Source organism: Rubripirellula amarantea (assembly GCF_007859865.1).
Lineage (GTDB): Bacteria > Planctomycetota > Planctomycetia > Pirellulales > Pirellulaceae > Rubripirellula > Rubripirellula amarantea.
Genome location: NZ_SJPI01000003.1, coordinates 66,089 through 78,592 on the forward strand (window position 1 = coordinate 66,089; position 12,504 = coordinate 78,592).

General features: G+C 54.7%; 9 protein-coding genes. 2 read left to right on the plus strand and 7 right to left on the minus strand.

Annotated features, from left to right (window positions below; all coding sequences use genetic code 11):
• Positions 1-67: 67 nt before the first annotated feature.
• On the plus strand, positions 68-583 hold the full coding sequence (locus Pla22_RS20305; protein WP_146516662.1) for a hypothetical protein: 516 nt from the start codon (positions 68-70) through the stop codon (positions 581-583).
• A gap of 66 nt (positions 584-649) precedes the next feature.
• Here the strand turns inward: Pla22_RS20305 and clpB are convergent, their stop codons facing one another.
• A complete protein-coding gene (gene clpB, locus Pla22_RS20310) occupies positions 650-3,310 on the minus strand; it encodes an ATP-dependent chaperone ClpB (RefSeq protein ID WP_146516663.1) in 2,661 nt (886 codons plus the stop codon).
• Between the two features lie 157 nt (positions 3,311-3,467).
• The gene (dnaK, locus tag Pla22_RS20315) at positions 3,468-5,405 is read right to left on the minus strand and encodes a molecular chaperone DnaK (protein ID WP_146516664.1); all 1,938 of its coding nucleotides are present in this window, start codon (positions 5,403-5,405) and stop codon (positions 3,468-3,470) included.
• A 395-nt stretch (positions 5,406-5,800) separates the two neighbouring features.
• Between dnaK and pheA the strand changes: the two genes are divergently transcribed.
• Complete coding sequence (gene pheA / locus Pla22_RS20320) at positions 5,801-6,922, plus strand: prephenate dehydratase (protein WP_146516665.1); 1,122 nt, start codon at positions 5,801-5,803, stop codon at positions 6,920-6,922.
• 113 nt (positions 6,923-7,035) lie between these two features.
• On the opposite strand, the gene trhO is transcribed toward pheA, so the two are convergent.
• The 5 genes from trhO to xseB form a co-directional block, all read right to left on the minus strand.
• The gene (trhO, locus tag Pla22_RS20325; protein WP_242632205.1) at positions 7,036-7,920 is read right to left on the minus strand and encodes an oxygen-dependent tRNA uridine(34) hydroxylase TrhO; all 885 of its coding nucleotides are present in this window, start codon (positions 7,918-7,920) and stop codon (positions 7,036-7,038) included.
• Between the two features lie 39 nt (positions 7,921-7,959).
• Positions 7,960-8,865: an NAD(+)/NADH kinase gene (locus Pla22_RS20330; RefSeq protein ID WP_146516666.1), complete on the minus strand. Its 906-nt coding sequence runs from the start codon at positions 8,863-8,865 to the stop codon at positions 7,960-7,962.
• 131 nt (positions 8,866-8,996) lie between these two features.
• A complete protein-coding gene (gene dxs / locus Pla22_RS20335) occupies positions 8,997-10,880 on the minus strand; it encodes a 1-deoxy-D-xylulose-5-phosphate synthase (RefSeq protein WP_261343156.1) in 1,884 nt (627 codons plus the stop codon).
• A gap of 95 nt (positions 10,881-10,975) precedes the next feature.
• The gene (locus Pla22_RS20340; protein ID WP_242632206.1) at positions 10,976-11,959 is read right to left on the minus strand and encodes a polyprenyl synthetase family protein; all 984 of its coding nucleotides are present in this window, start codon (positions 11,957-11,959) and stop codon (positions 10,976-10,978) included.
• Positions 11,960-12,034: 75 nt separating this feature from the next.
• The gene (xseB, locus tag Pla22_RS20345; protein WP_146516667.1) at positions 12,035-12,460 is read right to left on the minus strand and encodes an exodeoxyribonuclease VII small subunit; all 426 of its coding nucleotides are present in this window, start codon (positions 12,458-12,460) and stop codon (positions 12,035-12,037) included.
• Positions 12,461-12,504 lie beyond the last annotated feature (44 nt).

Here is a 12,504-nt window from a genome sequence, read left to right on the forward strand (position 1 = left end):
GGCTCCGGGTCTCGCACGTCGGTCCGCAGCCAGCACGAGTTTCACGACACTAATGCCAAGCGAAGCCATGACTGACCGCCACACCACTCGCGATGACCACGGCACCTCGCAAGTGCTTCGACTCTCGTTGCTCATCGCACTGATGCTCGCGATCGCTCCCATGACTGGCTGTCGCATTTGCTCGGATTGCGAAGACTTAGACTACGCCGCATATGGCGGTGCTTGGCAACGAACCCTCCGTGACCGCGGCAGAGTTGGGAGTGCGTTCGATCCCGCAGGAGCAAAAGCGGCGATGTTGGTGGACCGCGATACGCCCGAAGGCCAAGCCGATATTCAACGCCAACAGCAAAGCGATCGCGACAAGGATGTAGACAATAGTGGCGATGTCGACGACACCGAAGATCCGAAGGAATCGCCCGACGACGAAGATACGTTCCGCGATCGAGCCAAAGACCTCCGCGATCAAGAGCTCGACGACATCGAGAGTGATCGCGAAGACGAGCTACGCAAAAAAGGCCTCGATGACATCGAAGTCCGAATCATTCAAGGCCGCCCACCGTTGATGGTGAACACTGACGACTAAGCCAAGTCGACTAAGCCAAGTCGACTAAGCCAAGTCGACTTGGTCACAGCGCCCATGTTACGTCGACTACGTTGCGTCTACGGTTTCCTTAGCTCGATTAAACGTGAACTCACCATCTTGGAAATCAATTTCAATCATGGTGCCTTCGGGGTAGTCGTTCTTGAGCAAAGACGTCGCTAAGCGATTCTGGATCTCGCGTTGAATGACACGCTTCAATGGGCGAGCCCCATAAGTCGGATCGTAACCCTCGGATGCGATTTCATCGACTGCCGCATCCGTCAATGTTAAGTCCAGACCGCTTGCCACTAGTCGCTTCTTCAGACCTTCAATCTGCAACTGAACAATGCGTCGTATCTGCTGTTGCTGCAGCGGATGAAAAATCACGATGTCGTCGATTCGGTTTAAAAACTCAGGCAGGAACCGAGCCTTCAATGCTTCTTGAACTGCCGCGTGCATATCATCGAGCGTCCCACCTTCTTCGGTTACCTGTTGGATCACCTGACTGCCGGCATTGCTGGTCATCACCACCATCGTGTTCGAGAAGTCCACGGTCCGACCATGACCATCGGTTAGCCGGCCATCATCAAGCAACTGAAGCAAGATATTGAAGACATCGGGATGAGCTTTCTCCATCTCATCAAGTAGCAGAACGCTGTAGGGGCGTCGTCGAACGGCTTCGGTCAACTTGCCACCTTCCTCGTATCCAACGTATCCCGGAGGTGCACCAATCAATCGAGACACGCTATGGCGTTCCATGAACTCGCTCATGTCGATCCGAACCATTGCCGATTCATCATCGAACATGACTTCCGCGAGTGCTTTGCACAATTCCGTCTTGCCGACACCAGTGGGTCCCAAGAACAGGAACGATCCCATCGGACGATGAGGATCCTGCAATCCGCTGCGACTGCGACGCACCGCGTCGGAAACCGCCGCAACCGCTTCCTCTTGGCCGATCACTCGTTGATGCAGGCGTTCTTCCATCACTAGTAGCTTCGCACGTTCTGTTTCGAGCATCCGCGTTACCGGCACGCCCGTCCACGCGCTAACCACCTCGGCGATTTCATCTTCGGTCACGTCACGTCGCAACAATCGACGCTTCTCTTCACCAACGTTCTCGCCAGCTTCTTGAGCCCGCGATTCCAGTTCTTCCAAGCGGTTTTCGAGCTCGCTTTGCTTTGACTGCACCTGCATCATTTCGCGGTACAGTTCTTCGGGACTTTCGCCTCGCAGTTGTCGCTGCTTTGCTTCGGTGTCGAGTTTGACGAAGCGATGAGCCAAGGTTTCAATCTCTTGCCGAATCGCCTGAACGTCATCGAGCCCCATCTTTTCGGCTTCCCACTGCTCGCGCAGGTCAGCCAATTCGCGGTTGAGCGTTTCCATTTCCTGCTCGACTTCATCTCGCTTGGAGACAGCCGAGGCTTCGGTTTCATCAACCAACTGCCGATGCGCCAATTCCAACTGACGTAATCGACGTTGGATTCGGTCAATCGGCTCGGGCACACTTTCCTTTTCCATCGCCAAGCGGCTCGCGGCCTCGTCGATCAGGTCGATGGCCTTGTCCGGTAGGAACCGGTCAGCGATATAACGATTTGACAGGTTAGCAGCAGCAACGAGCGCGCTGTCCGTGATCCGCACACCATGGTGAGACTCATAGCGTGACTTCAACCCTCTTAGAATTGCAACGGTGTCATCCACGGTTGGTTCGCCGACGAATACGGGCTGAAAACGTCGCTCCAAAGCCGCGTCTTTTTCGATGTGTTGCCGGTACTCATCAAGCGTTGTCGCTCCAATGCACCTCAACGCGCCCCGCGCAAGTTCGGGCTTCAGCAAGTTGGCAGCATCGGCAGAGCCTTCCGCTTTGCCAGCCCCAACAACGAGGTGCAATTCGTCAATGAACAGAATGACTTGACCGTCACTATCTTTCACTTCACGCAAGACGGCTTTAAGGCGCTCTTCAAAGTCACCTCGGAACTTCGCCCCAGCGACGAGAGCCCCCATGTCGAGCGAAATGACGCGTTTGTCCTTCAAGCTCTGAGGGATATCGCCTTCAAAGATCCGCAGCGCAAGTCCTTCGGCGATCGCTGTCTTTCCGACGCCGGGCTGACCAATCAGAACAGGATTATTCTTCGTCCTTCGCGATAACACCTGTACCACGCGGCGGATTTCGTTGTCACGCCCGATCACGGGGTCCAGCTTGCCCGAAGCTGCCAACGCGGTCAGATTAATTCCGTATTTTTCTAACGCCTGGTAGGTGTCCTCGGCATTTTGATCGGTAACGCGCGCTGATCCGCGCACTTCGCTCATCGCCTTCAGCACATCATTGGCTTCCACGCCCATCAGCTTCAACAGGCTCTTTGCCTTCGAATCCGCCTTCGCGATTCCTAGCAGCAAATGCTCTGTGGCAACGAACTCGTCTTTCAGTGATTGAGCCGATTCCGCAGCAGCATCGAACGTCTTTTGCAACTCCGGTGATATCCCCGGTTGACGTCCGCCAGAGACCGAGGGCAGACGCGATATTTCGCTATCGACCATTTCAGTCAATTTCGCGGTGTCTACCTTCAGTTTGTCGAGCAGCGGCAATGTAATACCGCCGGACTCCTTCAGCATGGACCCCAGCAATTGCAACGGAGTGATTTCCGGATTGCCCGCCGAGGCCGCGTGTGCCTGTGCGTCGGCGACCAGTGCTTGAGCTTTGTTTGTCAGTTTATCGAATCGAAATACCATTTGGCAGTGTTCTCCCTTTGTCGTCCTAAGAAAGCAATCGTCGTGCCAGTTGGGTGAGCAATTGCGACATTCACGACACGCAGTCGTTGGGTCGGTCCACGAAAAAAGGCGGGCACCGAAGCACCCGCCTTGTCGCACTTATCGTGGTCGACAACGTTTAGTTTTTAACTTCGAAATCAGCGTCGATCGCGTCATCGTCGTTATCCGCAGCAGCGGCAGCGGCACCACCGGCAGCAGCAGCTTCACCAGATCCGGCTTCCGCGCCGGTCTTCTCGTAAAGCACTTTACTAAAGGCTTGGGAAGCGGCATCGAGTTCTTCAGTTGCCGTCTTGATCGTGGCGGCATCGTCACCCTCGGCAGCTTTGTTGACCTTCTCAATCGCAGCGTTCATTGGAGCCTTGTCTTCGTCAGAGAGCTTGTCTTCGTTCTCCTTCATCAACTTCTCGAGTTGATAGACTTGCTGACTCGCTTTGTTCTTCGCTTCGACCAATTCAAATTGCTTTCGGTCGTCGTCTGCATTCGCTTCGGCGTCTTTTCGCATTTGCTCAATTTCGTCTTCGCTCAATGCACCAGCTTCTTTAATCTGGACAGACGCTTCCTTGCCGGTTTTCAACTCTTTCGCCGAAACCGCCAAGATACCGTTTTGGTCGATGTCGAACTTTACCTCGATCTGAGGAACCCCACGTGGTTGCGCAGGAATGCCTTCGAGATTGAATTCACCGAGTAAGCGGTTGCTTGTCGCCATCTTGCGTTCGCCCTGGAACACGCGGACGGTTACGGCCGTTTGGCCATCGGCTGCAGTACTGAAAACGTTTTTCTTTTCGACTGGAATCGTCGTATTGCGTTCGACTAAGGCAGTCATCACACCACCTTCGGTTTCGATACCGAGAGTCAAAGGCGTCACGTCGAGAAGCAAAACGTCCGTTCGCTCACCGGCGAGCACGCTTCCCTGGATTGCAGCACCAATCGCAACAACTTCGTCTGGATTCACACCTTGGTGAGGATCCTTACCGAAAATGGCCTTCACGAGTTCGCGAACCTTAGGAACACGAGTGCTACCACCAACGAGTACGATCTCGTCGATTTCGCTTGGCTTCAGTCCTGAGTCCTTCATCGCCTGCATGACGGGACCACGGCAACGTTCGACGAGCGAGTCGATTAACTCTTCGAACTTGCTGCGGCTGATCTTCATCGTCAGGTGCTTCGGACCCGTTGCATCCATCGTGATGAATGGAAGGTTAATGTCCGTTTCGGGCAGCGAGCTGAGTTCTTTCTTGGCTTTCTCACAAGCTTCTTGCAAACGCTGCAGCGCCATCGGATCGTTACGAAGGTCAATCGCATTGTCCTTCTTGAACTGGTCAGCGACGTAGTTGATCAACGCTTCATCGAAGTCGTCACCACCAAGGTGTCCGTCACCGGAGGTGCTAACAACCTGGAACACGCGACTTTCTTGATCCTCGTCACCTGCGTCGGCGACTTCCAATACCGAAACGTCAAACGTACCACCGCCCAAGTCAAAGACGATGATCTTTTCGTCCTTCTTCTTGTCCAAACCGTAAGCCAAGGCGGCTGCGGTTGGCTCGTTGATGATTCGAGCGACTTCCAGACCGGCAATTTGGCCAGCATCCTTGGTTGCTTGACGTTGAGCGTCGTTGAAGTACGCGGGAACGGTAATAACCGCCTTGTTGACCTTATGACCCAAGTAAGATTCAGCAGACTCTTTCAGTTTGCGAAGTACCTTGGCGGAAACTTCCTGAGGGGTGTACGTGTTGTCGCCCACACCGATCTTGACGTACTCATCGGCATTACCGACGACACCATAAGGAACCATCTTTTCTTCCGATTCGACTTCGGCATGCCGTCGTCCCATGAATCGCTTAACCGAGTACACGGTGCGTTTGGGGTTCGTGACGGCCTGACGACGAGCCGGTTCGCCGACGATCGTTTCGTTCTTGTCGGTGAATGCAACAACGCTTGGCGTCAAGCGATTGCCTTCGGCGTTTGGGATGACCTTGGGCTCGCTGCCTTCCATCACGGCGACCACACTGTTGGTCGTACCGAGGTCGATACCGATAATTTTTTCGCCTGCTGCCATGGTTCTGTCTTTCTCCTTCGCCAATGAATTGGCTCGCTGAACTAGTCTGATAGGGATGTCGGCGTTTCGCCCCAACAACCCGATTCGGGTTTTGTATTGATTGTCACCGACTCAATTGCGACACAGTCCGGCAACGCGATTAGCATTAGGCAAGTGGCGTGCCAGTTGAAGGCATTTTGCTCTCATCTCGGCATTGAGGCTCAAACTGACAGGTCGGACCTTGCTCAAAACGCTGGTTTTTGCTGTGATTGGTGAACCGGAGCCGCGACGGCTAAATCTTTTTTGACAGGCCCGTCTTTCTGCTCCGAATACCGCTCGATTCGAGGGTGTCATTTTGACAGACTTTTGACTCACCGAGTCCTATCCCGCTGCACACCAACCGTGGCTGCCCACTCATGACGCAACCTTCGTCCGCTAATGGCCTTCCCGATGAGCCTCGTTCTAACGGACAGCCCGCTACGGATGCCCGAGACTTGCTCGCGAAAATTGACGCCCTCGATACAGACCTGCTCGCGCTATTTGATCAGCGGCACCAACTTGTTCGGGAGGTATCACAATCTGGGGGACTCGTCGAACAAGTTTCGAAGTCGGCGTTGCAAATTGAGAACGTGGTCGCAACGGCCCCCCGCGGACCAAGCTCATTAACGGCAGCTCAGCGAATCGAACTGCTGAAGCACCTTTCGAGCGTCTGTCTCAGCTCGCTTCACGAATTGCGAGTGGCCTACCTGGGTCCTCAACACAGTTATTCGCATTTGGCCACCATCAAGTATTTTGGCGACGGGACCGCGATGACTCCAGTCGCTTCGATCCCATCGGTATTCGAAGCGGTCTCGCGAGGCGATGTTGCCACCGGCGTCGTGCCGATTGAAAACAGCACTGACGGGCGCGTGGTCGATACGCTCGGAATGTTCGTTCGCTGCGACATGACGATCTGTGGCGAGGTCCTACTGCCGATTCACCATACGTTACTTTCACGGACCGCCCGCGATCAGATCACCGAGGTGCGAAGCAAACCTCAGGCGCTTTCGCAGTGTCGAACGTGGTTGGCCAGCAATTTGCCCGATGCGAAGCTAGTCGAAGTCAGTAGCACCGCAGCGGCGGCAAAAGCAGCCGCGAACACCCCGGGCGTCGCCGCCGTTGCCAGCATGGAAGCGGGTCGCCAATACGGACTCGATGTCATTGATGCACGAATCGAAGACAACCCAGACAATGTCACTCGCTTCGCGGTCCTTGGCAAAGAACGTCCGGAACCGACCGGCAACGACAAGACAGCCATCTTGTTTCAAGTCAATCACGAACCCGGCGCACTTGCCGATGCCATGACGATCTTCAAAGACGCCGAACTGAACCTGACTTGGATCGAATCGTTCCCGGCGATTGGAACGATCAACGAGTACCTGTTTTTCATCGAGCTTACCGGTCACCGCAATGAGCCAGCCGTGATGGCGGCCGTCGACAAGCTTCGGGCACGTGCTCAGCGGCTGACCATTCTGGGTTCATATCCCAAAGCGACCTAGTGTCTTTACCACTAGCGAACTGCGAAACCGTATCGAAGGAACTTCGATACGGTTTCCATATGAAAATGTTGGACGCCAAGCCGGCGGCTAATCCGCGAACTTGCTCGTCCGACTTAACCCGAGCGTTTAGCTTGCTCGAGTTGACGCTGCCGTTCGGCGAAACGAGCCTTTTGCTCTTCAGTCAAATCACCGGCACAGTGGGGACACTGCACGCCGGGAACAAAATCTGAACTCTGCTGTTCCTCAACCGAAACTGGCCACCCACATCCAAAGCACATGACGTGATCTGATTCGCCAAGACCATGACCAACAGCAACACGTCCGTCAAAGACAAAGCATTCCCCGTCCCATTTCGATTCTTCTTCGGGAACCGTTTCAAGATACTTGAGGATGCCACCGCGAAGATGGTAGACCTCCTTGAAGCCTCGCTGTTTAAGCAGCGCCGTCGACTTTTCACAACGAATTCCCCCCGTGCAAAACATTGCGACCTTCGGGTTCTTTTTCGGATCGAGATTCTGATCAACAAACTCGGGAAATTCGCGGAAGCTATGTGTATTGGGACTGGTCGCGCCTTCGAAGGTACCGATCGCAACTTCGTAGTCGTTGCGAGTGTCGATTAATGTCACGTCGGGATCACTAATCAAATCATTCCAGTCTTGTGGATCGACATATGTGCCCACGGTATCGTTGGGATCGATTCCTTCAACGCCGAGCGTAACGATCTCTTTCTTCAACCGCACTCGCGAACGCCGAAATGGCATCTCATCGCACTGAGACTCTTTGACGTCTAAGGCCGCGAACTTCTCATCCGACCGAAGGTATTGAAGCACCGCGTCGATTCCTTCCCGCGATCCAGCAATCGTACCGTTGATGCCCTCAGGCGCAATAAGCAGCGTCCCTTTGACCGACCAACGGTTCAATTGATCCAGGATCGGTTGTTGTCGATCTCGAAAATCGGGTAGCGAGACAAAGCGGTAAAGTGCCGCGACGATAATCACGTCGTAAGTTCCAAAAAACTAAAAGGGATACGAGTCAGTTTAAAGCGAGCTTCGTTTGACCGGGACGCTACCGCCCCAACCAAGTTTTTCACGCAGCGCACGATAATCATTTTGGCCTGCGACCGACAACATTTGAAAGGTGGTATCCGCTCGCTCGATACGAATTCGGTCTTCTGGCAAAATTTCGCTGAGAATCCGACCGTCAATCACAAGCCCAGTCGAGTCATTAGGCTCGGTAACTCGCAGTTCAAATATGGAGTCTGCTGAGTCCACCAAAGGGCGGTACGTAAGTGTGTGTGGGCTAATGGGCGAGATCACAATCGCTTGCAAAGTCCGACGTAGAATAGGGCCACCCGCGGACAAGTTGTGTGCGGTCGAGCCCACTGGCGTTGCAATGATCAATCCATCGCAACGATAGCGAGTCGCGAGATGCCCGTCGGCGTACAGATCCATTTCCAGGATGCGGTAAGGCGGCCCGCCCAACACGGCCACTTCGTTGAGCGCCAATTGCTTCGCGTGAACTTCTCCACGACGGATCAAGGTTGTATCGAGCATCAAGTGATCGACAATCGTAAACTCACCGTCGCACACTCGCGGCCAGGCGTCGAGAAAATCGTCGGGCGAAAGCGCCGCCAGGAAACCGAGTCGCCCGCAATTGACTCCCAAGACCGGAATCTGGTGATTCCCCATTTGCCGAGCCGACTGCAGAATCGAACCATCGCCACCGAGCACGATGACCAGGTCCGCCTCGCCAGTCGAAAAATCGTATTTAAATTCCAAGTCCTCAGCGACAATGTCCGCGCGCTCGGCGATTGCCGGACGCAACCTTTTCAGTTCCGCGCGAACTCGTTCACGGTCGGGCACGCCGAGTATGACAACCCGAGGTCGAACGCTGGGGTCAGTCCCCCAAAGCGGTTGAGGACGTTGTGATTGAGAGTCGGGCATGCGCGGGCACACAGTTAGAGCAAGTGATGAAGCGAGCATCACTATAGCTGATGAAGTACATCACCGAGAAAAGCAGGTTGGCCTGGTGGCTTCCTTTTGACGAAATGAAGCACACAGGCCATCGGAACTGACTAGTTCTGAATCGCAACACTGGCGCAAGATTGGTCGCGACAGACTTCAGCGATCGCCGCCGAGCTAAGTGAACTGGCATGCAACAGATCGTTTCGATCACCGTGCTCAATGAACTCATCGGGTATGGCAAGCACAGTCACGCCACGCGTATCCAAACGTTGCTCCACGGCCGATTCGATAAAGGCGGAACCAAACCCACCCATCTTTGCACCTTCTTCGACCGTGACCACAAACTTATCTGCTTCGATCACGCGGCGAACCATCTCGTGGTCGATTGGCTTAACAAACCGAGCATTAATGACTTCGATGTCGAGTTCGCCGGCAAGCTGCTCGGCCGCTTCGAGCGCCTGATCAAGCAATGCACCAAAGGCCACGATCGTTCCATCGGTTCCCTCGCGGACCACTTCGCTCTTACCAAGCTCGATGGGGGACGGAGCGCGATCAAGTTCAAGTGCGGACGCCTTCGGGTAACGAATGCTTGAAGCATGCTCGAATTGCAACGCTGCATCAAGCATCATTGAAACCTCGCCGGCATAGCCCGGTGCCATGCAGATCATGTTCGGAAACACACGCATGTATCCGATATCAAAGAGTCCATGGTGCGTTGGCCCATCGGGTCCGGTTAATCCAGCACGATCGAGCAGGAACACAACTGGTAAATCTTGCAGTGCGACCTCTTGGAAGATTTGATCGTAACTTCGTTGCAAGAAGGTGCTGTAGATATCGACGATTGGTCGAAGCCCGGTTTTACACTGACCCGCCGCGAAGGCAACCGCGTGTGATTCGCAAATGCCAACATCAAAGAAGCGATCGGGAAATTGTTCCCGAACGGGTTCAAGCTTGTTGCCCTGGCACATCGCCGCAGTGATGACAGTGACTCTTTCGTCGGCTGCCATTTGTTTGCGAATCGCTTCACGAGCGTGAAACGTGTACGCTGGATTGCCGTCGCTCTTTAAGGTGATGACCTCACCCGACTTCTCTTGGAAAGCCGGCGGGGTGTGGAAATAAACAGGGTCTTCGGCCGCAGGCTTGTAGCCGTGTCCCTTTTCGGTAACAACGTGCAATAAGACCGGTCCCGACGTTTCTCGAGCCATCGCAAGGTACTTGCGAAGCAAAGTCGTATCGTGCCCGTCGATGGGGCCGACATAGCGGATCCCCAATTCTTCGAACAACATCCCACCAAGCAATCCAGCTTTGACGCCTTCCTTCATCTGTGCGAGCAATCGTTCGGCGGGATCGCCAAACATGGGAACTCGATCGAGCAGCTTCACGACTTCGCTCTTGAGGCCCGAATACAACGGTGTGCCCCGAAGTCGATCTAGATACTGGGCAACCGAACCTACCCGATGACAAATCGACATTTTGTTGTCGTTAAGCACGATCGTCAGATCGTCGCCAAGTTCGCCAGCATTGTTGAGTGCTTCAAACACGATGCCGCTTGGGAATGCACCGTCACCAATCACGGCCACAGACTTTCGATTCGGCTCACCGCGCAACTTGTCGCCGCTGCGAAGACCCACCGCAGTGGAAACGCTGCATCCCGCATGGCCGGTCATGAACAGGTCGTATTCGCTTTCGTGCGGATTGGGATACCCCATCAATCCACCCTGGGTGCGAATAGAAGCGAAATCGTGATAACGCCCCGTGACCAACTTGTGAGGATAAATTTGGTGGCCGGTGTCCCAGATCAATCGGTCGCTGCGAAAATCAAACTCGCAGTGCAGGGCCAAACAGAGCTCCACGACACCAAGATTGGACGCGAAGTGGGCCGTTCGCGTCGCCAACAAGTTGCAGAGCACATCGCGAATTTCCGAAGCCACCATCTGCAATTGGTCGGGCGTCATATCCCGCAGCGGCATTGCATCGGTCAATCCAGCCAACAACGGGTGCTGACCAAGGGGATGATGACCTTGATCGTCTTGGGTTGCGGATTTTGACTGACCGGGATCAGTTCCGCTTTTACTGTGAGATCGGTTATTCAATTTGTTCGCTCCAATACGTAGTCCGCCAACCACAGTAACCGCTCGGCGGAGTCCGCGAAAAACAAAGCTTCGCGTTTTGATGCTTCGATCAATTCGCGTGCTTTCTCTCGAGAGGCCTCAATGCCTAGTAATCCTGGGTATGTCAATTTTCCTCGATCGGCGTCTTTGCCTGCTCGTTTGCCCAACGTGTCAGTGTCGGCCGTGTAATCCAAGTTGTCGTCAGTGACCTGAAAAGCAAGTCCCAAATGTTCGGCATATCGGCCCAGCGAAGCCCGAGCTTCCTCGCTGGCACCGGATAATACGGCTCCCAAATCCAATGAGGCCGAAAACAACGCCCCGGTTTTGCGGCGGTGAATCGACTGCAAGGAGGCCAGCAATGCAGCACTGGATTCCCCACCTTCGGGTGATGATCCCAGTACTGTACGGCCTTTGACACCCATTGGGTCGGTTTCGGCCATCAAATCATCAGCTTGACCGCCAACAAGGTGGGCCGCGCCCGCCGCTTTAGCGAGAATTCGTGTCGCTTCGATCGCTCGCTGGGGATCGCGAACGTGATTGGCAATTTGCGCGAACGCCTCGGCCTGCAACGCATCACCGGCAAGAATCGCGATCGCTTCGTCAAATTCGATGTGCACGGTAGGCCGACCTCGACGCAGGTCATCGTCGTCCATTGCCGGCAAATCGTCGTGAATCAACGAGTACGCGTGGATCATTTCCACCGCGACGGCGCCTGGCATGACCTCGGCGATCGCTGAATCCGTCAGATTGCCCAGCATTCCGCCGCACGCTTCCGCTGCCATCAAGACCAACAACGGTCTCAATCGTTTGCCGGGCGCCAGAACAGCGTAACGCATCGCATCAGCGAGTCTGGTCGGACACCCATCGCCAAAGTTGCACGCAGCGATCAAGCCGGCCTCAACAGCAGGCCTTAGATCGTCGACGCCACGATAGGCGTCAGTAGAAGCGGAAGAGATAGGCACGATGGAGCGGGTTCGCGGAAAGCAGGCTGAATGACGAACTGCCGAGCAGGGTTACGTGGACGTCACTCCACCAGTTTAAAAAAGCCCAGCCTCGCCGTCCACGCTATCTCCATCAAGGGCATCATCGTCACCATCAGCGACACGTGGGGTGCGTTTGGACGTTGATTTCGACTTCGACGCAGTCGGCTTGCCAGCGGCGGATCGAAATTCAGTTTCCGGCATCGGCTCGGTGATAGGGTTGCCATCAACGTCAAAACCCGACAACAAAGTAACTTTCTGCTCCGCTTTCGCCAAAATCTTGTGGCATTCCTTCAGACGCCGAACGCCCAACTCGTATTGCGATAGGGAGTCCGTCAAGTCAAGTTCGCCCGATTCGAGCTTTCGAACGATCGCTTCAACTTCCGCAACCGCGACTTCATAAGTCATCGATGCATCTAACGAATCGCCCTCGCCGTTGCCACCGGCATGGGATGCGGAGCGTGCTGCCTTCTTCTTCGCCATCGTTTCTCTCGACACCTGTTTCTTTTTGACACCTGGCCGAATGT